18 protein-coding genes are annotated in these 24458 nt (G+C 39.9%); 5 read left to right on the forward strand and 13 right to left on the reverse strand.

From position 1 onward, the window contains the following. The first annotated feature begins 129 nt into the window (after positions 1 to 129). Positions 130 to 2292 carry a CocE/NonD family hydrolase gene (locus tag D3H64_RS00925; protein WP_121563918.1) on the forward strand — a complete coding sequence of 721 codons (2163 nt, stop codon included), beginning with the start codon at positions 130 to 132 and terminating at the stop codon, positions 2290 to 2292. A 219-nt stretch (positions 2293 to 2511) separates the two neighbouring features. Here D3H64_RS00925 and D3H64_RS00930 read toward each other — a convergent pair whose 3' ends face one another. Further along, positions 2512 to 7395 (reverse strand): MucBP domain-containing protein, encoded by a 4884-nt coding sequence (locus D3H64_RS00930; RefSeq protein ID WP_121563920.1) that lies wholly within the window; start codon positions 7393 to 7395, stop codon positions 2512 to 2514. Positions 7396 to 8600: 1205 nt separating this feature from the next. On the opposite strand from D3H64_RS00930, the gene D3H64_RS00935 reads away from it, so the two are divergent. Together D3H64_RS00935 and D3H64_RS00940 are read left to right on the forward strand one after the other, a co-directional pair. Then, positions 8601 to 9314 (forward strand): transposase family protein, encoded by a 714-nt coding sequence (locus D3H64_RS00935; protein ID WP_121563922.1) that lies wholly within the window; start codon positions 8601 to 8603, stop codon positions 9312 to 9314. Beyond that, positions 9311 to 9640, forward strand: coding sequence for a transposase (locus tag D3H64_RS00940; protein ID WP_121563924.1), 330 nt, complete (start codon positions 9311 to 9313; stop codon positions 9638 to 9640). Before D3H64_RS00935 ends, D3H64_RS00940 begins: the two co-directional genes overlap by 4 nt. Positions 9641 to 9887: 247 nt before the next feature. On the opposite strand, the gene thrS is transcribed toward D3H64_RS00940, so the two are convergent. The 11 genes from thrS to ytpR all read right to left on the reverse strand — a co-directional run bounded on the left by thrS (position 9888) and on the right by ytpR (position 21895). Then, positions 9888 to 11828 (reverse strand): threonine--tRNA ligase, encoded by a 1941-nt coding sequence (gene thrS / locus D3H64_RS00945; RefSeq protein WP_121563926.1) that lies wholly within the window; start codon positions 11826 to 11828, stop codon positions 9888 to 9890. A gap of 464 nt (positions 11829 to 12292) precedes the next feature. Then, complete coding sequence (gene dnaI / locus D3H64_RS00950) at positions 12293 to 13225, reverse strand: primosomal protein DnaI (protein ID WP_121563928.1); 933 nt, start codon at positions 13223 to 13225, stop codon at positions 12293 to 12295. Beyond that, positions 13209 to 14624, reverse strand: coding sequence for a DnaD domain protein (locus D3H64_RS00955; RefSeq protein WP_158589183.1), 1416 nt, complete (start codon positions 14622 to 14624; stop codon positions 13209 to 13211). Before D3H64_RS00955 ends, dnaI begins: the two co-directional genes overlap by 17 nt. Further along, a complete protein-coding gene (gene nrdR / locus D3H64_RS00960) occupies positions 14578 to 15081 on the reverse strand; it encodes a transcriptional regulator NrdR (RefSeq protein WP_121563932.1) in 504 nt (167 codons plus the stop codon). The genes D3H64_RS00955 and nrdR overlap by 47 nt, the downstream gene beginning before the upstream one ends. Next, a complete protein-coding gene (gene coaE / locus D3H64_RS00965) occupies positions 15068 to 15676 on the reverse strand; it encodes a dephospho-CoA kinase (protein ID WP_233554860.1) in 609 nt (202 codons plus the stop codon). Before coaE ends, nrdR begins: the two co-directional genes overlap by 14 nt. Positions 15677 to 15741: 65 nt before the next feature. After that, the gene (locus tag D3H64_RS00970) at positions 15742 to 16149 is read right to left on the reverse strand and encodes a DNA-formamidopyrimidine glycosylase family protein (RefSeq protein ID WP_121563936.1); all 408 of its coding nucleotides are present in this window, start codon (positions 16147 to 16149) and stop codon (positions 15742 to 15744) included. Then, positions 16136 to 18838 (reverse strand): DNA polymerase I, encoded by a 2703-nt coding sequence (gene polA / locus D3H64_RS00975; protein WP_121563938.1) that lies wholly within the window; start codon positions 18836 to 18838, stop codon positions 16136 to 16138. Before polA ends, D3H64_RS00970 begins: the two co-directional genes overlap by 14 nt. Beyond that, positions 18828 to 19271 (reverse strand): enoyl-CoA hydratase, encoded by a 444-nt coding sequence (locus tag D3H64_RS00980; RefSeq protein ID WP_121563940.1) that lies wholly within the window; start codon positions 19269 to 19271, stop codon positions 18828 to 18830. The genes polA and D3H64_RS00980 overlap by 11 nt, the downstream gene beginning before the upstream one ends. Positions 19272 to 19388: 117 nt before the next feature. Next, entirely contained in the window at positions 19389 to 20714 is a 1326-nt protein-coding gene (gene murC / locus D3H64_RS00985) for a UDP-N-acetylmuramate--L-alanine ligase (RefSeq protein ID WP_121563942.1), read from the reverse strand. A 17-nt stretch (positions 20715 to 20731) separates the two neighbouring features. Then, positions 20732 to 21115 (reverse strand): hypothetical protein, encoded by a 384-nt coding sequence (locus tag D3H64_RS00990; protein ID WP_121563944.1) that lies wholly within the window; start codon positions 21113 to 21115, stop codon positions 20732 to 20734. A gap of 153 nt (positions 21116 to 21268) precedes the next feature. After that, positions 21269 to 21895: a YtpR family tRNA-binding protein gene (gene ytpR / locus D3H64_RS00995; RefSeq protein ID WP_121563946.1), complete on the reverse strand. Its 627-nt coding sequence runs from the start codon at positions 21893 to 21895 to the stop codon at positions 21269 to 21271. A gap of 296 nt (positions 21896 to 22191) precedes the next feature. Between ytpR and D3H64_RS01000 the strand changes: the two genes are divergently transcribed. Further along, positions 22192 to 22533 carry a hypothetical protein gene (locus D3H64_RS01000; RefSeq protein ID WP_121563948.1) on the forward strand — a complete coding sequence of 114 codons (342 nt, stop codon included), beginning with the start codon at positions 22192 to 22194 and terminating at the stop codon, positions 22531 to 22533. Between the two features lie 679 nt (positions 22534 to 23212). Further along, complete coding sequence (locus D3H64_RS01005) at positions 23213 to 23869, forward strand: PolC-type DNA polymerase III (protein WP_158589185.1); 657 nt, start codon at positions 23213 to 23215, stop codon at positions 23867 to 23869. Positions 23870 to 23942: 73 nt separating this feature from the next. Here the strand turns inward: D3H64_RS01005 and D3H64_RS01010 are convergent, their stop codons facing one another. Then, positions 23943 to 24425 carry a flavodoxin gene (locus D3H64_RS01010; RefSeq protein WP_121563952.1) on the reverse strand — a complete coding sequence of 161 codons (483 nt, stop codon included), beginning with the start codon at positions 24423 to 24425 and terminating at the stop codon, positions 23943 to 23945. Positions 24426 to 24458 lie beyond the last annotated feature (33 nt).

Raw genomic sequence — 24458 nt, forward strand, 5'->3', positions numbered from 1 at the left:
CTTGTATTCCCGTAAAAGAAAGCCCTATCTTTTCCTGTATCAATTTTTCTAAGCTTGTTCTATAATATATTCAATGAGTTGTATTCAAAAGATTACCCGTTGCTATTTATGCAACAGAAAGGAAAGCTTATGATAAAAATTACTCAAGAGCAAATCAAAGATATTGCACAAGAACTCTTTACTCAAATCGATCGGCCAAAAGATGAAATTGTCGCCTACTTTGCCAAATTTGCAAAAGGGTTAAGTGATATAGATCCTGTTTGGGTGAAAGATGTCGAAGTAAAGGAATTGGAAGTCCACAAGGATATTTTAACTTTCCTAGATGACGTCTTAACGATTCAAGTAACGCCACACCTTAACTTATTAGAAGTATTAATAACTGAAGGTTACCTCAAGCACTTCCAAAAGAAATATTGTCCACAAGGCCCTATTGTTTTTCACGACCGTACCATAGTGGCTTATGATGAAAGTAAAGCCATTAAAGAGCGAGTATTCGTCGAAACAAGCTACTCCACCACCGGCAAAGATCAGGCTGATTTGGTGGAAATTTACATCCAACGCCCTCGAGAATATGACAAGGATCACACTTGCCCTGCTCTTTATATTGCGGATCCTTACTTCATGGACTGCAATGAAATTGCCTTTAAACCCCAAAGTTTGCATGGTATTGATGAAGTCCTCGCCGAACCTGTTAAGGACTTCCAATTAAAATCATGGTCTAAAAAAGTTGATAGACGTCCCTTGAAAGACCCTGTCGATAAATTAGAAGAAGTGGTCGAGCACCGTTGGAAAACAGTTAATCCTGCCTTAGAGCGCTATGTAGCTAAGGGTTTTGCCTTAATTTACTATGCAGGACGTGGAGCTTTCTATTCTCAAGGTTTTAACCTCACAGGATCCGTTGAAGAATTAGATGCCGTTGATGCTACTTTACGTTGGATTGATGGGTCTGGTTCTGCCTACTATGATTTAGAAGCAGAAGAACAAGTACTTCCAAGCTGGTCAAACGGATCTGTCATTATGACGGGTAAGTCTTATCTAGGAACTCTTGCAATCGGCACAGCAACTTACTCCAAGAGCCCTGCCTTAAAGGGAATTATCCCAGAAGCAGGCATATCTTCTTGGTATGACTATTACCGCTATAATAACTTAGTCGTCGCTCCTCAAGGCTTCCCTGGTGAAGATATAGATATTCTAAGCTGGTTCTGTGAATCCTTCCTTCTAAATCCATCCAACGCCACTCACAAACGTAAAGAACGTTTCTTTGAGCTTTTTAAACAAATGACCCATGATATGGATAGAGGCTCTGGCCACTACAATGAATTCTGGGATGAGAGGAACTATTTGAATAACGGCTCCAAAGTCACAGTTCCTATGCTCATTATCCATGGGACTAACGACTGGAATGTGAAAATTTCCCACCTATTTAAATTCTTGAAAGCTACTAAAGATACCCCTTCTTGCCGGAACTTTGTTATCCACAGAGGAAAACATATCTATATCCAACCAGCCAATAATTTTAACCTACTCGATTTAGTCGATCGCTGGTTAGATTACTACTTCTTTGGATTAGGTCAACGTCCACTAGAAAATGGCCAAGGCTATGTCCAACATAGCTACGATCCTAACAAGTGGGAATTAGTGAACTTTGATAATCGACTTACCCAACTTGCCTACTCTAAAGAAGAAAAAGTTCTCAACTGGACAGAAGAATTACCAAAAGATACCTTGAAAAGAGAAGAAGCTTTTGAAAGTAGAGTACACTTTGATTCAGCGGCAGACTGGGAAAAACAAGTGCTAGCCGAAAATTCTCCACTTTCCGCCCACTTCCTCAGCCAAACTTTAGATAAAGATCTCCATATTCATGGTGACCTTATTTTAAACATTAAGGCCAAGATTTCTCCTAATAAAGGAGCTATCTCTTGCCTCTTAGTCGATAAAGGGAGAAGCAAAATTGTCGATGAACGGACAAACAAGACTGGTAAAAGCAATCGCGTGGCTTTAAAAACCGACTTAGCAGAAAGCACTTTTGTTCTAGAAAGAGAAGCTAAAGACTATCATGTCATCACAAGAGGCTGGATGAATGTGGAAACTCCAACAAAAGGCCCAGATCAAGATGGTTATGCGGACTATAGCATTGATATGGTTCCAACTGATTACACTATTCCTTCTGGTCATCAACTTCTCTTAATCGTATGCGGGAACGACTTCCTCTATACTCTCCATCCAAAAGAAAATAGATCTTACCATATAAGAACTGACTCCATGACCTTGAGTCTAGATCTATTGAAATAAACTATTCTTAAAAAAGGACTAGAGTTAATAACTCTAGCCCTTTTTATATCGCCAAATAAACCACCCAAACTTGATCAACATCTTGTTTATGGTGGTTTATTCTTAATAGAGTGTAAAAGTTAAACTAGCTTCTCATCAGCAAGGGAATAAGCTCTCTAACATGTCATTCTACACTAGGAAGAAAAACACTCAGGCTAAGCATCCCTCATTCAAAAAGGACTAGTCATCTTTTCTTTTTGACAATTGCTTTAAGGATAAACCTAAGCTTATAGCGGTCAAAGCGGCTAGCCCAGCTAAATCATTAGATCCTGTTTGTGGTAAACGCTCTTCAGTCACTCGCTTAGCTGTTTTTTCAGAAGATTTTGCTTCTTTATTATCTTTTGATTTTTCCTTACCGTGTTCTTCTTTAGCTTCTTCAGTAGCTTTGCTTGCTTCCTTTGGCTTATATGTCACCAATACAAGTGAGTCTTCATCCCCAACTTCTACCACTTGTTCACTAACAACAGGGATATCCACAGTGTAACCTTCCTTAACAGGAGAGATAACACTAGCCAATCGATCTTGTTTGCTTTCCCATTGAGCATATTCAATAGCGCCCGTTACTAAGTTAACATAAGCTAGGCGTGTAAAACTAACCCTTTGTAAACGATCCTCATCAGCCTTGCGCCCATCTTCATAAACGTAGCGAATGGTTCGTGTAACTGTTTTATGGTTATCAATAGTTGTCACACTCTTTGGCCATACTGGAGTATTTGGATCTTCTTTCGTGACCTTATCCCCTGGCTTAGGTAATTTCTTATCTGGAGTCACAGGTTCGATTCTTGGCGTTACATGCACTTCAAAGACTTGATCGACTTTTTCATCTTGATCAAACTTTTGACCCCCATCTTTTGTAAAGTTGTCACTCACTAACTTGTAGCCGCGTTTCTTCAAGCTAGCGATACGATCTGCAGTAGAATAGTCTATTGGCTGATTCGATTCACCCGTCACTGTATCTGGGTCAAAGCGATTCGTATTAGAATCATCAATATACTTAATGATCGCCTTTTGTTTCACTGTTGGGGCAATAGTTTCCTCATGAACTAGCTCTTTATAGACATATACTACTTCTATAGAAGAATCATTGAACTTACCTTGTGCATTTTCAGGATCTTTCGTCAAAATATAGCCTTCAATGACCTTAGCAGAAGTCTTATAAGTATCCCCTGCTTTATATTTTTCTTCACTGCTTTCAGTCGGACGAAGCTCTTTACCCTTGTCATCCAGGTATTTGACCGTCAGTCTATAGGCTTTTTCTACTTCTGGCTGACGGTCAGTTTCCACTGGTTTATAAATGACATCTTCCACGCTATCCTTAGCCGATACCTTTACTGTTTCTTTCGGAACACTTGTCCGATCTTCGTGGTAGTTCATCAGATATGGACTTTTCACTTCGTCATAAGACGGATTCTTGCTAGTCCATTCCCCATAAGTAATTTCTCCTGTCAGCAAGTTCACATAGGCTACCCGCGAAAATTCAACCGTTTGGACAACATCTTCAAAAGCTTTTTCCCCATTAATCTTTTCTTTCCAGTAGCGAATGGTTCGTCTAACTGTTTTATGGTTATCAATAGTCGTCACACTATTTGGCCATACTGGAGTATTTGGATCTTCTGGAGTAACCTTATCCCCTGGCTTAGGTAGTTTCTTATCTGGAGTCACGGGTTCAATTCTTGGCGTTACATGCACTTCAAAGACTTGATCGACTTTTTCATCTTGATCAAACTTTTGACCCCCATCTTTTGTAAAGTTATCACTCACTAACTTGTAGCCTAGTTTCTTCAAGCTAGCGATACGATCTAGAGTAGAATAGTCTATTGGCTGATTCGATTCACCCGTCACTGTATCTGGGTCAAAGCGATTCGTCTTGGAGTCATCAATATACTTGATGATCGCCTTTTGTGTCACTGTTGGAGCAGGACTTTCCTTTTTCTTGTAGGTCACCGTAATCTCGCGGTCAGAAGATTTTTCATTTAACCCTGTCACTTCTGCAATTTCCAACTTATCTGGACTATAGCCCTTAATTTCAGGAGACTTGACGGCATCAAAACTCGTATCATTGTGAACTGGCTTAAAGCCTCTATCTTCTAAAATTTTACCCGTGACTTTATCTATAAGCACTTCACGCTCAAAACGAACAAGATCCGTCACATCTTCTTTGGCTTTTCTACCGTCTTCATATACATAATGGATAATTTGCTTCACGACTTTTTCTAAGGAAGCTTTGTCTGTTCCCTGTGGATAGTTAGGAGATTTTGGATCCTTGTCTTTCGGATTAATTTTTTCCCCTGGTTTCCCTGGGTGTTGAGGATTTAGAGTCTCTTTCTTATGTTTCAAGAGAACTTCATAATGATCAATTGAACCTGCTTTGCCATAGCTTGCATCTTGAGGGAAATTGTCAGAAACTTTTTCATAACCTTTATCCTCATACTTTTGGATCGTTTCAGCTGTAGAATAGTTGACTTTTTCACCTTCTTTTCCAGATGGCAAATCAGATTTACTTTCTAAAATCTTGTTAGACTCATCTTGATCTTTATAATCAACAAGAACTCTAGCATCCCCAGTATAGATCACCCATTCTTCTTGATTAGGCGTATTTTCACTTACCTTCATTGCCTCTACAGATGAACGATCTGGAGTGTAATGGGTAAGAACTGGAGAAGGCACTTTTTCAAAGTTATCCTTCCCTTTGGCTTTATAGTCACTAACCTTTGTTAACTTTGTGACTTTATCCAGCTCTATGGTCCGTTCCAACATCACTTCTTGATGATGATCTGGAGCCATCACTTCACCTTTTGGATTATCTTTCCGATAATGGATGACCCGAGTCACTTGCTTAGTCTCTGTTTTCCTTTCTTTCCCATGTTTTAAAATCACACGATAAGTCGTTTCACTATTAGCTTTTAAAAACTTAGGATCGTTTGGATAGTCACTCTTGACAAATTCGTAGCCTTTTGCAATAAGTTTGTCCAAAGTTTCTTTTGTTGAATAAGCCACTGTTGAATTCACTGGACCTTCTAAAACAGGAGAAATTTCGATCACTTTCTTGTCTGTTTCATCAAAGTATTCTACCTTCACTTTAGCTTTTTCAAGAACTTTTGGCGCATTCTTTTTGTAAATAACCACTTCTTCGATATCTTTACTCTCTTTGGTGATAGCTGTTACTTCATCCACCACTGGACGATCAGCAGTATAGCCTTCTATTACTGGCGATTTTACCGCATCAAAAGTTGTATCATTTCTTCTTGGCTTAAACCCATTATCGAAAACGATAGACTTGTTGACCTTATCCACTTGATACCATCTATCAAAAGTCACTGTATCCACTTTATCTTCGGCAGCTTGAGACCCATTAGCATTTTCATAACGATAGTGTATGGTACGCTTAACCGGTTGATGTTCCTCTACAATTTCTGTATCATGCTCCAAAGTAACCTTATAAACAGAAGTACTCCCATTTGGTCCAAATTTAGCTTGTTGTGGGTAAGCATCTGAATAAAGTTTATAACCTTTCGCCACAAATTCAGCAATTTTTTCCTTAGTCGTATAATTCACAAGGGCATTGGGCTGACCTTCCATAAGCGGTGTCGTCTCAAGCGTTTTATTCTCTGTTTTATCAAAATAAATGACTTGGACAGATGATTTTTCCTTATCCCGTTTATAATAATGAATAATATCGTTGGCTTTCACTAAGAAAGGATTTTCAATATATTGAGTATACTGTCTCCCGTTTTGAGCGGTACCAGTATACCAATTGACTTTCTTATTATCGTCTAAGACCCCTTCTGCCTTCTTATCTCCGGCATAGAATAATTCCCACTTCATCCGGCCATTCATATCCAATAGAGTATATTTGATATCCAAGTAAGGTTGTGTCCTTTTAGTCAAGCTATCCCCAACTTTATTAAAAGGAGATAAATACCCATCTGTCTTTTCTGTGGACTTGACATATTTATAACCACCAGGTAAATCACTTGGTTGTTTGGTTTCATACTTCATCCCCGTCAAACCATTAACGGTAGAGGAAGATAAAGTTTCACCTGTTTCAATGTCCTTATAGAGGACCCGAACTTTATGATTATGCGGTTTAAACCAACCATCTGCATAGTATGGGCCGTTGTCTTTTTTGACAGAAACTTCAGGATAATTGTAGGCAATATGGAAATTAGCCATTTGATTTTGAGTTTTATTGGCACGATAAGGTTGATCCCCTAGAGAGACAGAATCCTTGTTCCAGGAGAGGAGATTCTTCTTGTCCGAACTAAACCACCCACGTTTAGGCTCATAAATAAATTCTCCTTGCCCTTCTTGATTATCAAAATGAATCACTTTAAAAGGACTAGTTTCATTAGCCTTATATACTTCAATAATCCCAGTTCCATCAGTCGTATATCCACCTTTTCCATCTGGCGTAGATTTCACTGAGAAAACAATGTTGCCATCAAAAAATTTCGCCCTTGCCATATAGGAGAGATCACGTGCCCCACGTAATTGCACAAAGCTATACCAACCGTCTTTGCCATCGTGATATGGAATAGACGGATCATAGCCGTTGGGTTTACCATTATCAGAAGAAGTATTCCTTCCGACTGGTAAAATGGTCACTCCATCTTTTACAACTTTATCTATTTCCTCTTTCACTTTGGGAGAAACAGTTTGGATTGCTAATCCTTCATTCGCATAGTAACTTGCCCGATCATTTACAGGAGTTTCTGATCTTTCTCCATTCACTAAATGATTAGGCTGACTACTTGAATCGGCCCTATTCGCATTCTCCTCATGAGATGCGGCAACATCTTCTAAGCCAGTTCTAGCAGTATTTCCTTCTGCTACTGCTCTAGTCTCCCCTTTATCTAGAGCATCCGACTTGTCCTCGTTAGGCACTAGTTCGCTTATATCAGTCGTATTTTCTTCAGCACGAATCACTCCTTGACCGTTTGCAAAAAAAATACCTGTAGCAATCATCACCGATGCCGCTCCGCATTTTAATTTACGAATAGCATAGGTATGGATCTGTTTGCCACTAGTCCGTTGGCGTACATCAGAATTATTTTTTCCTACCATCAATTACCCTCCTATAATTAAGAGAAAGAGACTTGACATAGACCTTGATGTATCCTATGAAACATGTCCTGAATACCTAAACAAAAAAAATTAAATTCATTATTACAAATCTAACTGATATTCTGAACATCTAGCCCTCCTCATCATTCCCTTTCAAAATGAAAAGATGGGATCATCCAGCTTCCATGTTCAACTCACACACTCTCTAATAATGAAGTCGATTTCATATGAGTAAAATCGACTTTTTTAGTTTATCTAATTTATAAATAGTAATCAATATCATTTATCATTTTCTTGTGAACTTTTTTATCTTTATTGAAGATAATGACTAATTTATACAAATATGAGTCAAAATGGCTTTCTATTTTCTTATCTTTTTCCATTCATTACGCTTACTCTGCGAATTAAATCGACATTATTCTAGTGATTCTCAATTTTTTTATCATTATCTCTTTACTTTTTCCTATTGAAGATATTTCTTGAAGAAAACTAAACTTATATCCTATAGCCACTTTCTACTGCAATCTTTTCACTTATAGCTAGAAATGACTAGGCAAAAAAATCTTCCTTTTCAAGAGATTTCCTTTTTAAGCTATAATAGCTACCTTGCCTAGCCATCAAGAGTCAGGCATAACAAGGAGTTTCTTAAAGGAAGATCATAATAATCCTATTTGTTAACCGCTTACAAATAACCTACTAGGGGTTTTCAAAATTTCTTTTTCTAAAAAAATAGTGCGCCTTAAGCTAAATGCTAAGGCACACTATTTTGAAGATTATATGAAGTTTTTTATTATTCTTTCTCTCGAGGAGTGCTTACTATCCGCTTGATTCTTTTGGCTCTATACTTTTTGTTGTTGGTGAAAGAGACAGACTGCAGTCTGTCTATGACATATAAAGCACAAAAATGACCGATTCTTTCGGATAAGAGTTACCTTCATCCGGGAAAATGCAGCGGGACCGCTGGGAGCCTTGGTCTCCCAGCTAGTCAGTCTCAAACTTGCTGTAAGCCTTTCGGCACAGCAAGTAATTCGCTTGACTTCCTTTGACGCTGCTCCCGATGAAGGACTCTTTCCTCCAGCTCGGTCAGATAGTGTTTTCTAATCCATCAGGGCTTACGTTCACCAACAACAACTAAGTATAGATAGAAAGGCACATCTAAATTCCTCTATACTTAAGTTACGACACTAAAAGGGAGGAATTTAGATATGCCTTGTGACACCAATAATACGCAATCTTTTGAAATAAATCAACTTTTTTGGATAGATCCAAATGAAATTCAATTTCCGTCTACAGGGTTTAAGACCATTACAAAAGACAAGTTCGGGCATCAATTAATTTTATTGCAGGGATATGCTCCTTTCAACGAAACTAAATGCCCTTCTTGTGGTGGAAAGAATATGATAAAGCATGGCACAAGTGTCGCTACTATCCGTCTTTTAGAAACCAATGGCTATAAAACGGCACTTCGTGCGACTAAACAACGTGTTCTTTGCAAAAATTGCCAGCATACTTTTCTTCCTCAGCTATCTTTCATTAAAAAAGGCTGTAATATATCAGAAAATATTCGTCGTAAAATTTTGATGGAGCTAACTAAAAACATTTCCATGAAAGACCTTGCTCAACAAGTCAATGTTTCACCTTCAACGGTTGTTAGGGTGCTGGATAAAGATTTGCCTACGCCTAGGAAGCGCAAATCTTATCTCCCCCATCATTTGTCCTTTGATGAATTCAACGATAGAAAACTACACTTTCTTACGCATTATTTCCTTCAATATCCAGAATCTGTCAGGCTTCAAGTTAAAACAGTGACTATGGATATCTATTCACCTTATATGATTTTAGTAAGCAAAGCGAATACAAAAATTATCCATTATTTGAAGGCTTACTCAATCAGTCTCAAGTCGTTGACCAGCTATTGAGCTATTCTGACACCTTAAAGAAGGCTTATGACATTTATCAAGAAGGCCTCTTCATTTTCAAACGATTGTCAAAATATCCGTTGGATCATTTACTTTCTTACAAACTCGAAGGAGCTCTTAGACACTTTAACAGGCCTTTAAAGACATTTAATAAGTATAAGGAATTCATTCTTAACGCCTATAGTTACTCTTATAACAACGGTAATTTAGAGGCATGGAACAATCAAATAAAAACCATCAAGAAGACCGCCTATGGCTTTCGCAATTTCGAACACTTGAAGAAGAGATGCTTTCTAAAGATGAATCGCTTGTCAGTAGCTGTGTAAATCTCTCACGCACTGCTACTATTTCCAATGAATGCTCTATCTCCATACTAACTCTAATAGGCATAGAGCTTGTTTAGGGAAAAGCAGGTGAAATACTATATGTAATATAAAAAGCCACTCCCCCTAAGGAGAGTGACTTTTCCTGAAAAATTTACCAACAACAAAATTTGACAAAGTGCCATTCTTTTCAAGCCTTAAGAGATATTGCTCGCTTTTGTCTTTTTATTCGTTAAAAAAGCACACTTGCTTATTTTTCAACTGGACGGCTCTTACGGGCAATATCCGCCTTGATCACTTCGATGAACTTGTCTACAGCAAGGCTCTCTGTTGCCTTGGAACCATAACGGCGAACGTTAACCGCATTATCAGCCACTTCTTGATCCCCAATAACCAATTGATAAGGCACTTTTTCCTTTTGAGCTTGACGGATCTTGTAACCCATCTTTTCATTACGATCGTCCACAGTCACACGGAAGCCTTGAGCTTGTAGTTGTTCTTTCAACTTGTAGCATGCTTTGGCATGGTGTTCTTCAGAAACAGGGATAATGACCGCTTGAATAGGAGCTAACCAAGTTGGGAAGGCTCCCTTGTATTCTTCAATCAAGAGGGCTACAAAGCGTTCCATCGTTGACACGATCCCACGGTGAATAACGACTGGACGGTGGTTATTTTCCCCATCTTCCCCAACATAAGTCACATCAAAACGTTCTGGTAAGAGGAAGTCTAATTGAATAGTTGACAAGGTTTCTTCCATCCCTAAAGCCGTCTTCAATTGAACGTCTAATTTAGGGCCATAGAAAGCAGCTTCACCTTCTGCTTCAAAGTAGTCATAGCCTAATTCATCCATGGCTTCTTTCAACATACCTTCAGCCTTGTTCCACATGTCATCATCATCAAAATACTTGTGGGTATCTTTAGGGTCACGGTAGCTTAAACGGAATCTATAGTCCGTAATGTTGAAATCTTCATAAACATTTTTCATCAATTCAACTGTCCGTTTAAATTCATCCTTAATTTGGTCAGGACGAACAAAGACGTGGGCATCATTCAAGGTCATTTCACGAACCCGTTGCAAACCAGACAAGGCACCAGATTTTTCATAACGGTGCATCATTCCAAGTTCAGCGATACGAATAGGTAATTCACGGTAAGAGTGAATGGCATTCTTATAAACCATCATGTGGTGTGGGCAGTTCATCGGACGGAGAACTAATAATTCCCCATCTCCCATATCCATTGGTGGGAACATGTCTTCACGATAATGATCCCAGTGACCTGAAGTCTTGTAGAGGTCAACATTAGCCATGATTGGCGTATAAACATGTTCATATCCCATAGCGACTTCTTTATCCACGATATAACGTTCAACAATCCGACGAATAGTAGCCCCTTTTGGCAACCAGAGCGGTAAACCTGATCCTACTTCTTTCTTGTTCACAAAGAGATCGAGTTCCTTACCCAATTTACGGTGGTCACGTTCCTTAGCTTCTTCTCGACGTTTTAAATCTGCTTTCAAATCTTTTTCATTGAAGAAAGCTGTCCCATAAACCCGTTGCATCATCTTGTTATCAGAGTTTCCTCTCCAGTATGCCCCAGCAAGGGATAAAAGTTTAAAGTTTTGAATATAGCCTGTCGATGGCACATGCCCCCCACGGCAAAGATCTGAAAATTCCCCTTGAGAATAGATCGTAATTGTTTCATCTTCTGGCAAGTCATTGATTAATTCTACTTTGTATGGATCATCTTTAAAATGCTCCAAGGCTTCTGCCCGAGAAACTTCATGGCGAATGATAGGATAGTTTTCTTTCACAATCTTCTTCATTTCTGCTTCTACTTCAGGCAATTGAGCTTCCGTTAATTGTTCTTCCATATCTGTGTCATAATAGAAGCCATTTTCAATGGCAGGCCCTACCCCGAAATGAATGTGTGGATGCAAGCGACGCAAGGCGTGAGCAAGTAAGTGTGCGGCAGAATGGCGCAAGATATCCAAAGCTTCTGGATCATCTTTCGTAATAATTGCCACTTGACCCCCATGAGGGATGACTTCATCCAAGCCCATCAAATGCCCATCTAATTTCCCTGAAAGAGCTTTTTTCTTCAAAGATTTGCTAATAGATAAAGCAAGATCCCCAAAAGTTAAACCAGCTTCTACTTCTTTGACACTACCGTCTGGCAAGATAATTTCCATGATTTTTCCTCCTCCAATAAAAAAAGCCCCATAATTGCTGGAAAATCAACAATTATGGGACGTTAAATGCTATATAACGTGGTTCCACCCAATTTCCGACGACTATAAAAAATCATCGCTCAACTCCGTAACGTGGAGAGACGCACCGAATTACTAAATAATCATCGTTCCAACGGTGTTAAAAGCAGTGGTCAAGTATTTTGGGACTTAGGATGTTACACCAACCCATCCCTCTCTAAAATAGTCTTCCAAAAGCTTATCTGCTAGTCAATATCTTACCTGATATTGACACTATCATACGACAGACATTTTCTGATGTCAATGGAAAAACTCAGATAAATTTTCTTTAAATTCTTCAGTAGGTGTTTCAAAGTTAGGACAATACGTTAAAAGCAATCCTTTAAAAACCTGTCGCCTAGCTAAAACGAATCCTTTCGAAAGATTTTAGTCCACACACTAATAGTCTATTCCTCTGCCTGACGATAGTTAGGACCAAAAAGAGCAATAGGACGAGCGAGATACTGGATTCTTTCCATCAACCGAGCCGCTTTCAAGGGTTCATCATCCCCCCTACTGCTCAAGCGAAAGTGTTCCTTTAGTTCTTCCATGGTTAAATTAGAAGTAAAGAAGGTCGTTTTCCTTTCCTGCATTCTATATTGTAAGATAGGCATCAGAATTTCATCCCTTGTCCAAGGTGTCATCATTTCTGCCCCAATATCATCTAAAACCAATACATCCACGGTTTTTAAATTCTCCAATAAAGCGCCATAACCTTCCACTGTATTCATTCTTTGCTTGCATTCCACCATCAAAGAAGGTAAATGAGCTAGGGCAGATCGATAGCCCGATAGAGAAACTTCATGAAGAAGACAGGCCAAAAGATAGGTTTTTCCTCGTCCAAAAGGGCCGTGCAAGTAAATCCCCTTCACAAATCCCCTAGCTTTTTGAAAATCTTCTGCAAATTGCGTCAAGGCATCCACGACTTCAACCCGTTCTGAACAAATATCAATACTAGATAAATGCGCTTTTTTTAATGATTCCGGCAAAAAGAGCGTTTGAACACGATCAGCAATTTTCTTTTCTTCCTCCTCCTGTATATAAGCAGGAGTTTTCTCATAGGCACACATGATCTCTCGTCCATTGAATTGAAGGACAGGTTGCAAATGGGGACTAGCCACACGATCCCCTTGCATTCTTTTGCGATCTTCAATCATGAACTCTCTTAATTTACTCGCCCCTTTTTTGATCATCTCGTCTGTTAGGGCGGGACGATATTTGGCGATAAAATCTTGGATGGCCGGATATTGAGCCAGTTCTGCAAAAGACTTGCGGTAACGCTCTCGCCAGTCTTCACGCTGATTTAATTTTTTCTGCATGATATCATTCAGACTGTCCATCTAGGTCATCCTCCTTCTTTCGTAATTTTTTCTGCGCCTTAAAGAGTTTTTCACGAAGCTTAGCCTTTTCTTGATCAGTCAAAGGACTAAATTCTGGTGCTTTTTCTTCCCAGTTCGGCATTTTTTCTTGGCGTGGCTTTTTCTTTCGATACGGAGGCACTTGTTTGACTTTACTATTCTCTTTTTTACCTTTCTCTTTACGATTAGCAAGTAAAACGGCCTCTTCTGCTGTTTTAGCTCCATTAACCGCCCAAGAATTCAAAACTGCTTGGAAAAAAGCTTTATTCAAGCGTTCATTCCCCAAATTGACCAAAATATGGTGAATACAGACATTAATGACTTCATTCGTCATCTTGGTATTTTGAATAGCTTCAGCAATTGTTCGCTGCTCAGCACTTTCCAAATTACCCCCAATCCCTTGCTTAACCTGACGATAAAATTCTCCAGGTGGCGTTTCTTTAAAGGCTTTCATTAATTCCGGAGACACCATCGATAGGATCGTTCGGTCTTCTTGACTTAAGCTTGTTTTAGTCGTCTTACTTTGATCTAATTCTTCTGGTGACTTGCCCAGACGTGCTGCAGTAATCACCTTACGTTTGGAAGCTCGTGTTTTTTCATCATAGGCTTCGACAAGCGCCCACAGCTTTTTTAATTGTACACTGGATTGTTCCTTGTCATAAGCTGCTAAAACAAAGCGTGCCAAGTCAATTTCATCCATGCCATAATAGCGATGAATGGTCGACAAACTATGCCAAAACTCTCTCGTCAAGGCTTGTCCCGTAATATGGTAGCGACTTAAAAGACTAGTGAGCAACTCATGATCAATGTTTTTTTCCTCTTGATGTTTTTGGAGGAAGGACATCCCTGTCAAAGCCTCATTTTTATTGGTCTTTTGCCCTGCTGTGACTGGCAAACTAAAGACCTCAGCCAAACCAGCTGTGACATCTAACAAGTCTTGATCTAAATCAACAGAAGAGAAACGAGCTTTCAATTGGTTATAGTGGGTCGATTCCACCGTTTCATACAAGAGTGAAGATAAAAGATCATCTTGAAAAAATGTTTCAGGATCTAAAGGGCCAATCAAATCAAACCAAAATTGCGCAAAATGGCGATCAGCATATACTTTGGCCAATCCAGCCCCTTGAATCTTCAAAGCAGCTTCTGCAAATTCACTTAAGGTCATCTTGCATTGGTTCAACCAGTAAGAAACCATTTGCGGTTGAGACTGGTAGAGATCCTCCTCGATATTTAGAGCCATAGTGGTAAAAAGCTGGCAAGCACTTGCTCCTATAAAAGGTTGATATAAAAGAGTCAGCCACTTGATTTGATTCCAATCAAACCATTCACTTTGCTTAATTTGAATGACGGTCCTCGGTTGAAATTGAAGTGCCTTTTGCATCTTTATTCCCCTCTTCCATACGAGCGAGTTCTTGCATAAACATCTTTCTGTCAGTGAATTGCCGGTAAACACTAGCAAAACGGATATAAGAAATATCATCAATCTTAGCCAAATGATCCATGACTAATTCCCCAATTTGCTCGCTTTGGACTTCACTATCGCCCTCTTGTCTTAATGTTTGCTCTACATCCTCCACTACCGCTTCTAAACTAGCCAAGGGAACTGGTCGTTTTTCAGCGGAACGAATCAAGCCATTCAATAACTTTTGCCGATTAAATGGTTCACGAATTCCTGACCTTTTAATCACAATTAAAGGCGTCTTTTCCATCCGTTCAAATGTCGTAAAACGAAAACCACAGGCCTCACAAGACCGTCTTCTCCTAATGGTCTGTCCATCTTCGCTTTGACGACTATCGATCACTTTTGTTCCAATATGGTGACACTTAGGACATAACATGTTTTTCCTCCTTCTCCTTCAACCAAGCCTCTACTTGATTTTTTGTGGAAGCTATCGTGCCCGAATTATCGATCACTCGATCAGCTCTGGCTATTTTTTCTTCAAGGGCTAACTGACTAGCAATTTTTTTCTCAGCCAAATCCTGACCAATCCCATCTCTTGCCATCAAGCGTTCCACTTCCATTGCTTTTGGAAGAGCAACCACCAAAATTTCATCCACTAAATCCTCAAAATGGGCTTCAAACAAAAGGGGGACATCAATCACAGCTAAAGTATTCCCCAGAGCTTGCAATTGGGCTAAGTCCTCTTCTATGGACTGACGAATACGAGGATGCATGAGTCGATTGAGAAAAGACAATTCATCAGCTGAAGCATACACCCGCTTAGCAATCTCTTTTCGATCAAGGTCAGCTTGCTGATCTAAAATATCTTCTCCAAAATGGCTCAGTAATGCTGCCTTTATTTCTGGATCCTCTCCCATCAATCGATGGCTAATTTCATCCGCATCGATAACTTGTATACCTTGTTCTTTGAGATAAGCTGTTACTGTACTCTTTCCACAAGCTATCCCGCCTGTTAAACCCACTTTCCACATGGAGGTCACTTTCTCTCCCTCAAGGCAAAAAGGGAAGCGCGATTGATCTATCCTTTTTTCTGTTCTCATAGACTAGGTGCCATCGTCCTTCCTTTTTTTAAATACTTGGGTATAGGAAGTAATATTAAATACCCATCTCGTCGATTATCTATAAAGCATAAAACTTGTTGGTCATCTAAATAGATTTGAGCAATGGTCTTCTCTTTCGGGCAAGTTTTTCCTTGCAACTTTACAGTAGAATTAGGTCGATTAATCATCACAATAGCCCAATCTTCTAGTAACAAAACAAGATATTTCTTCCACAAAAATATATCAGAAATATGCTGAGCCATGATTTCTCGACCAAAAATCTCACTGGAAAATGGTGGGACGACACAGTAGCGCCAGAAAAGCGACACACCGACAATCTGTCTCCCCTTGATCCGCCATTTTAAATCCATGACATCCTTTTGACTTAATTTATTTTGCTTCATACCAAGTCGCCCCATAATTCGTTTCGCTAATTAGCGGGACAGCCAAATCAATGGCTTCTTCCATCAACTGAGGAATCAACTTCACCATAACATCTAATTCATTTTTAGGCACATTCAAAACCAGTTCATCATGAACCTGAAGCAAAATTGCCGTCTTGTAATTTTTTTCTCTTAAAACTTCATCTATTTTCACCATAGCCACTTTGAGGATATCTGCAGCTGTCCCTTGAATAGGGGAATTCATGGCCATACGTTCTGCAAAGGAGCGTTGGTTAAAGTTTTTAGACAAGAGATCCGGCAGGTAACGTCTTCTTCCATAAAGGGTTTCGACATAGCCCTTCTCTTTGGCCTTATCCACAACTTCCGTCATAAAGCTTTGAATCCCTGGATAAGTCGCTAAATAATTATCGATAAATTCTTTGGCCCTTTTCCGAGAAATATTCAAGTTTTGAGACAAGCCGTAATCACTAATACCATACACAATACCAAAGTTCACTGCCTTAGCATGGCGACGGTCTAATGGTGTGACTTCATCTTTACTGGCCTTCTTAAAAACGCGCATGGCAGTCTCTGTGTGGATATCCTCCCCTTCACGAAAAGCTTCCTGCATAGCTTGATCTCCACTCATATGAGCTAAAACTCGTAACTCGATTTGGGAATAATCCGATGACAATAACACTGAATTGTCATCATCCGGTTCAAAGGCTCTACGAATTTCTCGACCTTCCTTTGTTTTAACTGGAATATTTTGCAAGTTTGGATCCGCTGAAGATAAACGACCAGTTTGTGTCAAGGTTTGAATAAAACGACAATGAATCCGGCCATCTGGGCTCTGCGCCTCCTCCAAGCCTTCAACATAAGTCGATTGCAACTTAGACAATTGACGGTAGTCTAAAAGTTTACCGATAATGGGATGCTTGTTTTCCAATTTCTCTAAAACATCTGCTGCCGTAGAGTAACCCGTCTTAGTTTTCTTAATAACGGGTAAATGCAATTTTTCAAAAAGAATACTTCCTAATTGTTTAGGCGAATTGAGGTTGAATTTTTCCCCAGCTTCTTGATAAATATCTGCTTCTAAATCCGCAATACGATGGGTAAAATCTACTCCTAATTGCTCTAGCGTCTCTCGATTGAGCTTGATCCCTTTTATCTCCATACGAGCTAATACAGCCGCCAAAGGTAATTCCATATCCGTTACCAATTGCCATTGGGAAAGTTCCTTTAGCTTAGTTGGTAATTGATCCAATAGGAGACGAATAGCTGTCATCTTAGCCCCTAAATGGGTATAAAAAACATCCTTTTCTGGGATGTGACGTTTGACCCCCGTGCCATAAATTTCATCATCAGTTGAGAAATGACCTAAATCTAGCCGTAAAACGGTTTGGGCAGGATCAGGATCAGAAGCCGTTGTCTTTGCGATGTAAGCCTCCAACAAGGCGTCCTCTTCAATCGTAAGCCATGGCCAATTGAAATGTCTTCTAGCCGTTACCCACAAACGTTTGGCGTCATAGGTTGAAAATTTAGCGCTAGATAACCAATCTTTAAAGGCTTTGGGACAGTCTTCTTTAACAAGGTCTGGCTTGATAATATAGAGGACATCCTCCTTGCCTTCCTTAATCAATCGAGGAGCGGCTATAATCGCTTCGACCGGCTCCACTTGATAATTTTCTTTTAGAGAAACAGTGTAGAGAATTGCTTGATCTAAAGACGTTAACAGGTCTATATTGTCTGCCTTAATCTCTACCATACGCCCTTCATAAGTCGATTGTCTTTTCACTTGTCCTGTTATTTGCCCACTAAAGAGATCCTTAGTTTCCTTTGGCAGGCCATCTAAATAGCTAGAAAAGCCTAAATAAGTCCATAAGTCTGCCAAGTCTTTCGTCGACTTGTTGTTCCATTTTATAGCGTCAAAAGACAAGTCTTCCTCAAAATCTATCGCTGTTCGAATACGTGCCAAGTCCTGACACTTATAAGCTTCATCCTTTTCAGCGATCAAATTGTCTTTGCGCTTACTCTTTTTCATTTCATCTACATGGGCATACAAGTTATCCAAATCCCCATAGGTTTGAATCAACGTTAGAGCCGTCTTTTGCCCTACCCCAGTTACACCCTTGTAATTATCTGAACTATCCCCTGCTAAGGCCTTCACATCAATGAATTGAATCGGCTTAATCCCGTATTCTTCTTGAAAGCTTTCTGGCGTATAACGATCGGTTACTGTTGCCCCAGATTTATTAATCGCAACGGTGACATGCTCTTTCACCAATTGCAACATATCTCGGTCACCTGTCATAATCAGTGTTTCCAGACCTTTTGCATTAGCTCTCTCAGAAAGAGTCCCGATAATATCATCCGCTTCGATATTGGCTTGCTCATATACCTTAATTCCCATAGCTTCAAGCATTTTCCAGAAATAAGGCACTTGCTCTACCAATTCTTCTGGCATGGAGGCACGATTCTTTTTATAATCTTCGAATTTTTCAGTTCGAAAAGTCACCTTGCCCGCATCAAAGGCGACTAAGATATGACTTGGCTGTTCTTGTCTCATTACCACTTCAAGCATACGAACAAAGGCAAATAAAGCCCCTGTTGGCAAGCCTTCCTGATTGGTCATTCTCGCTTGACCCATCCCATAAAAGGCCCGATACATCAAACTGGAGCCATCAATCAAAAGCAGTTTAGCTCCCATGAGATTCGCCTCCTAAGCATTCTGCAGGTAGATCTACATCGACGGTTGCATTCAAGACATTTATTCCTGTTGTGGTCGAAGCCGTCACAGAAATATTCCCACTCCCCCTTTGGTCTAAGTGATCCAAAGTAAACACAAATGTTAAGGTATCTAGGGGATGAATTTGACGGAAAATGGAAAGAGACAAATCTTTCACAAAAGTCCCTGGCCCAGGAAAATGATTGGAAATTGTTCGGGTGATCAAGCCCATTAAGAGGATAGGCGGTACGATCGACTCCATTAAATCACCATCTCTCTTTACATCATAAAGAGGATTCCTATCTCGTGTTACACCTAAATAAAGCATGATATCTGACGGGTCGATGGTTTCTGTCACATTAAACACTTGTCCCTCCGCCAATCGTTGCCCATTTATCTTGTTATAGTCGGTCAACTCATCGCCTCCTTTTTTTATCCATAGTCCCTATTATTATACCATAAATCCAGATATACAGAAAAAAGCTCCCTTAGTCAATGAAGCTCTAACTAAGGGAGGCTCTGTGTCCTATTTTTAACGATTGTTCTCTTCTTGTTGCCTTAAGAGTTTTTCAAATGCCACTTCATACTTTTGTACATCCCCGGCACCCATAAACACACAAACATCTTCTTTTTCGTTCAATAAAGGAGAAAGATCCTCTAACTTCAACACACGAGAACCTGGAATCTTTTCGGCCAAGTCTTCAATCTTCACATTTCCTGCATTCTCACGCACAGAAGCAAAGATATCGCAAAGAAAGACATGGTCAGCCAATTTCAAAGCCTCTGCAAAATCGTCCAAGAGCGCAATGGTTCGTGTAAAAGTATGGGGTTGGAAAATAGCTGTAATGACTCTTTCAGGGTATTTTTGACGAGCAGCATCCAAGGTAGCCCGAATTTCTTGTGGATGGTGAGCGTAATCATCAATTACCACTGTTTGATGAATAAACTTTTCACTAAAGCGACGTTTAACTCCCTTGAAGCTTTCGATTTGTTTTTCTACCGCACGAGACTCCAACCCTTCTAAATAAGTGATGGTAATCACAGCTGCAGCATTTAAGGCATTGTGAGTCCCAAAGGTTGGCAAGTTGAAGTGATCATAGAATTCACCCTTAATATATAAGTCGAAAGAAGATCCATGAGTCGTCTTTGTTAAATTCTTAATCACGACATCATTATCTTCCTTGAAACCGTACCGCCAAATTGGCACTTCAGCTTTAATCAAAGGGGTTTCTTTGTCATCTCCACAAACGACCAAAGCTTTTTTTACTTGATGAGCAAAGCTTTGGAAGGCAGAAACCACATCGTCAATATCCTTGTAGTAATCTGGATGGTCAAAATCAATATTGGTCATTACCGCATAATCTGGATGGTAATTTAAGAAAGTTCGTCGATATTCACAAGCCTCTAAGACAAAGTATTTCGCATCAGCTGTCCCTTGCCCAGTGCCATCCCCAATCAAATAAGAAGCCTTGTCTAAATGACTAAGGACATGAGATAGCATCCCTGTTGTCGAGGTTTTTCCGTGTGAACCTGTAATAGCAATGCTTGTATAATGACTAATCAATTGCCCTAAAAATTGAGGGTAACGGATCACCTCTAAGCCTAATTCCTTAGCTGCTAGGACTTCTTCATGGTCATCAGCAAAAGCATTCCCCAAAATAACAGTATAGCCGGCTTTAATATTCTCTTTTGAAAAAGGGAAAACTTTAATACCGGCTTCATCCAAGCCTTTTTGAGTGAAGAAATATTTCTCCAAATCTGAGCCTTGCACTTCATAACCCTTGCCATGTAAAACTTGAGCTAAGGCACTCATTCCTGTTCCCTTTATCCCAATTAAATGGTATTTTTTCTCTGTCATACTTTTCAATTCCTCCTTTATGGGCGGTCAAACATCATTAAATCATCAGCCGATAAAGTGAGGGCTTTAATCGCTGGTCTATAATCATACTCATCCCACTCCACTTGTTGAACGCCCATTCGTGGTGCCGGCAATTCTGTAGCTTTAAAAGGCTGCCTTGTAAAAGGTTTTTTTACGGCGTTTTCATAGTGCCTTGCGATTTGCTCACGAAAAGACATATCGTCACTATACCGCATTAAGGTAGGCTCTTCAAGCTTTTCCCGTGTTTGAAAGCCAATCATTGGCATATTCGGTAAATCCATGACAGGCAACTTTTGATTTCGTCCAGGCGCATAAGTTTCTACCTTCTGATCCATATAATTTGGAAAATCTACACGATCCTCCTCTGTGAAATCTGCCAACTTAATTACCTCCTTTAGCTTCCAATCAAAAGGACTCTCTATCCTCTTTTATAAGCCACAAAAAGAGCTTATGTATAAACTTTAAATCATCTCTTTTCCCTTGATAAAAGTGACCCAACTTTTTCTAAAAAAGGAAATCCTAGCATGGTTCTTTTAAAGCTTACTAATATCTACAGCTGTCCCTGGTTGTATCTCTCCATCAAAAACATGGATCCCTCTAACTTGAGGCGCATTTTTGACATTTAATTCTCTCAAGGAGCAAATCATTCCCGCACTAGAAACACCACGAAGTTCACCATCATAAATAATGGCTCCACTTGGCATCACTGTCCCTGGTTTCGCCACAATGACATACTGTCCTGCCTCAATGTTTGGCGCCCCGCAAACAATTTGCAAGAGTTCCTCTTCTCCTACATCTACTTGTGTCACATGCAAATGATCGCTATCAGGATGTTCTTCACAGGTCAATACATGCCCAACCACTAAAGAAGCCTTATCCGTCAAATCTACTTCATCTAATCCTTTAGAGGCTAAGAAGTCTTCCAAAGCTTTCTTTTGCTCTGCTTCCAAATGAATATGACCCCTTTGCTCTGCTTTAAAATCCAAAATAGAAGAAGCCTCTTGCACATTTATTCCAAGAATTTCATTGGAACGTTTATCTCGAATCACCGTCAATGGTCCATCTGTTGTCAATTCCACATCATCACGATGACCTTCTTTTATAGCCATTAATAAGACATCCCCAATAGCTTCTCGATTGTAAAATAAATTGACTTTCATCTGATATACCCTTCCTATCTTCAGTATTCTACATTGAATTACTTCGAAACAACTACTCGAATAAAGTCGACTAATCCATCCGTCAAAACTGTCGAACTGTTTCATTAAATCACGTTATATTATACGGGAAAACGCGAGAAAGCGCAAAAGTCCTTTCGCCTTTTTCCTAGGACTGCTATACTAAAAGAAAAAGAAAGCGCCTTAATCAGCGAAAGATGGATACAGTGGCCTTCAGCCATTTAACTGAAGCCAAAAAAGACCACTCTATCCCACATTTATTTTAAGGAGGATTACACATGACCTGTTCTAGCAAGAAGTTTCGCCATTATACAACTATCAGCCTACTCGCCATTGGAGCTATCGCCCTCTCTGTGAAATATTACTTGGATAATCGACTGCTCGACCCTGATAAACTCCTAAAAGAAACCACTAAACGCATAATAAAACAAGAAACCGTCACAGGAAGCTGGATCAATTATATAGCAGAAACAGTCATCATAGACGGACAAGAAGAAAAAATATACCAAGGCGCTATCCAAATCGCCACAGATAATCATCAAGACAAAAACGAAAACATTAACTACCACTTCACCATCAACGCCAAAACAGGAAAACTCCTTAGTTTTAAAAAAGTGTGAGCTTGAGCGGGTAGATCGGAAACTCTGGAGACTTTTGGCGAAAGGTCAACAAAGACCTTTCAGACAAAAGCCGAAGAGGACGTCCGATCTGCTCAAGCGAGCACGACAATAAAAGTGTGAGAAGTCTCGGTTAGCTCCGAGCACTAAGGAACTTTTGTTGATGGGCATAAGCCCGGCATAAAAAAGCGACTTAGGCCACAGGAGCTGCGACATCGAGCACGCCTAAAAAAGTGTGAGATGTCTCGGTTAGCTCCGAGCACTAAGGAACTTTTGTTGACGGGCAAAAAGCCCGGCATAAAAAAGCGACTTAGGCCACAGGAGCTGCGACATCGAGCACGCCTAAAAAAGTGTGAGATGTCTCGGTTAGCTCCGAGCACTAAGGAACTTTTGTTGACGGGCAAAAAGCCCGGCATAAAAAAGCGACTTAGGCCACAGGAGCTGCGACATCGAGCACGCCTATAAAAGTGTGAGCTTGAGCGTTTAGGAGTGGATCACTGGAGCATTTAGCAGTAGAGCGAGACAATCGCTCGCTGATAAATAGCGAAGTGGACGCCACTCCTGCTCAAGCAAACATGCCTATAAAAGTGTGCGCTTGAGCGGGTAGATCGGAAACTCTGATACGGATTTAAAGACATGAACTTTATCATTTTAAACAACTTTTTGAATCGAGGTGACACTTGTGGATCCAGTCCATAAATTATTTAAAAATTTTCCCAAAAGACCTGAACAAGCCCTAAAAAATCAAGAACCGCTGGGGCAAATTCGTCGGAAGAAACTTCAACTATCTGCCCCTATTATCCAACAGCTTCAAAAAGAATTTTTCGCCTTTGACTTAGAAACCACTGGCTTAAATCGAACACAGGATAGAATGGTTGAAATTGGTATTCTCCGCTATCAAAGAGGACAAATAGTCGATCAATTCAACTTACTGATCAATCCAGGCTTTCCCATGCCCAAAGCCGCTTCACGGGTCAACCACATCACAGATAGCATGCTAGAAAATGCTCCTTTAGAAAAAGAAGCTCTTCGTCATATCTATGAGTTCTTATCCCCAGTCCTGACCAAAAATGCTTTAATTTGTGCCCATAACGCCAACTTTGATATCAGCTTCCTAGGAAATGCCTTCGAACGCAATGGCTATCAAGGTACCGTTCATTATCTCGACACATTAACCGAAGCAAGGCTATTAGTTGATGATGTACCCAACCACAAACTAGGGACTCTCGCCTCTTACTTCTCTATCTTCAATGACGATCCGCATCGAGCCATTGGAGATAGCAAAACCTGTGGGGCTTTACTACTTCAGCTGGCCAATCTTTATAGAGGGATAGACTAAATCCATCAAAGACTACAAACGAAAAACACGTCTCTTACTCTTATTTGGAGTAGAAACGTGTTTTTTTGCTACACTAAAGGTCTAAACTATTGACCCATTCAGCTATTTCTTCTTTGCTAAATTCTTGACCAAAGCGCTTTTCACCTAGGCAATGCATATGAGGCAAGGATTCTTCTAAAGCTTCTTTCGTCTCTCCCATGCCACTTTCTTCAGAAGTCGCAAATAAGGCAATCTTTTTATTCTCTAGGTCATTTTGTTCTAGGAAAGTATTGACGATCGTTGGCGCAACACCCCACCAAATAGGAAATCCTAAGAAAATTAACTCATATTGCTCTAGTTTTTCTATTGGACTAGATGAGGCCAATTCAGGACGAGAGGACCTATCTGCCATTTCAATGGACGATCGACTCTCTTTATTCCTCCAGTCTAAATCTTCTTTGCTATATAAATCTTTTGGCACAATTTCTAGCAATTCACTTGAAGTCAACTGAGCCAAGCATTCTGCTAGCTTTTTAGTGACCCCTGTTGCTGAAAAATAGACTATCGCACTCTTCATTTACCTCGCTCCTCTCCTTGATAGAATGGCTAT

It is taken from the genome of Atopobacter sp. AH10 (genome assembly GCF_003664595.1).
Taxonomy (GTDB): Bacteria; Bacillota; Bacilli; order Lactobacillales; family Aerococcaceae; genus Atopobacter.

Coding starts and splice junctions, on each gene's coding strand:
- coaE (WP_233554860.1), bottom strand. CDS start 15,676: ATGTGGAAAGTGGGTTTAACAGGCGGGATAGCTTGTGGAAAGAGTACA.
- ytpR (WP_121563946.1), bottom strand. CDS start 21,895: ATGAAAGTCAATTTATTTTACAATCGAGAAGCTATTGGGGATGTCTTA.
- D3H64_RS00925 (WP_121563918.1), top strand. CDS start 130: ATGATAAAAATTACTCAAGAGCAAATCAAAGATATTGCACAAGAACTC.
- D3H64_RS00955 (WP_158589183.1), bottom strand. CDS start 14,624: ATGCAAAAGGCACTTCAATTTCAACCGAGGACCGTCATTCAAATTAAG.
- polA (WP_121563938.1), bottom strand. CDS start 18,838: ATGGGAGCTAAACTGCTTTTGATTGATGGCTCCAGTTTGATGTATCGG.
- thrS (WP_121563926.1), bottom strand. CDS start 11,828: ATGGAAATTATCTTGCCAGACGGTAGTGTCAAAGAAGTAGAAGCTGGT.
- nrdR (WP_121563932.1), bottom strand. CDS start 15,081: ATGTTATGTCCTAAGTGTCACCATATTGGAACAAAAGTGATCGATAGT.
- D3H64_RS00930 (WP_121563920.1), bottom strand. CDS start 7,395: ATGGTAGGAAAAAATAATTCTGATGTACGCCAACGGACTAGTGGCAAA.
- murC (WP_121563942.1), bottom strand. CDS start 20,714: ATGACAGAGAAAAAATACCATTTAATTGGGATAAAGGGAACAGGAATG.
- D3H64_RS00935 (WP_121563922.1), top strand. CDS start 8,601: ATGCCTTGTGACACCAATAATACGCAATCTTTTGAAATAAATCAACTT.
- dnaI (WP_121563928.1), bottom strand. CDS start 13,225: ATGGACAGTCTGAATGATATCATGCAGAAAAAATTAAATCAGCGTGAA.
- D3H64_RS01010 (WP_121563952.1), bottom strand. CDS start 24,425: ATGAAGAGTGCGATAGTCTATTTTTCAGCAACAGGGGTCACTAAAAAG.
- D3H64_RS00970 (WP_121563936.1), bottom strand. CDS start 16,149: ATGAAGCAAAATAAATTAAGTCAAAAGGATGTCATGGATTTAAAATGG.
- D3H64_RS01000 (WP_121563948.1), top strand. CDS start 22,192: ATGACCTGTTCTAGCAAGAAGTTTCGCCATTATACAACTATCAGCCTA.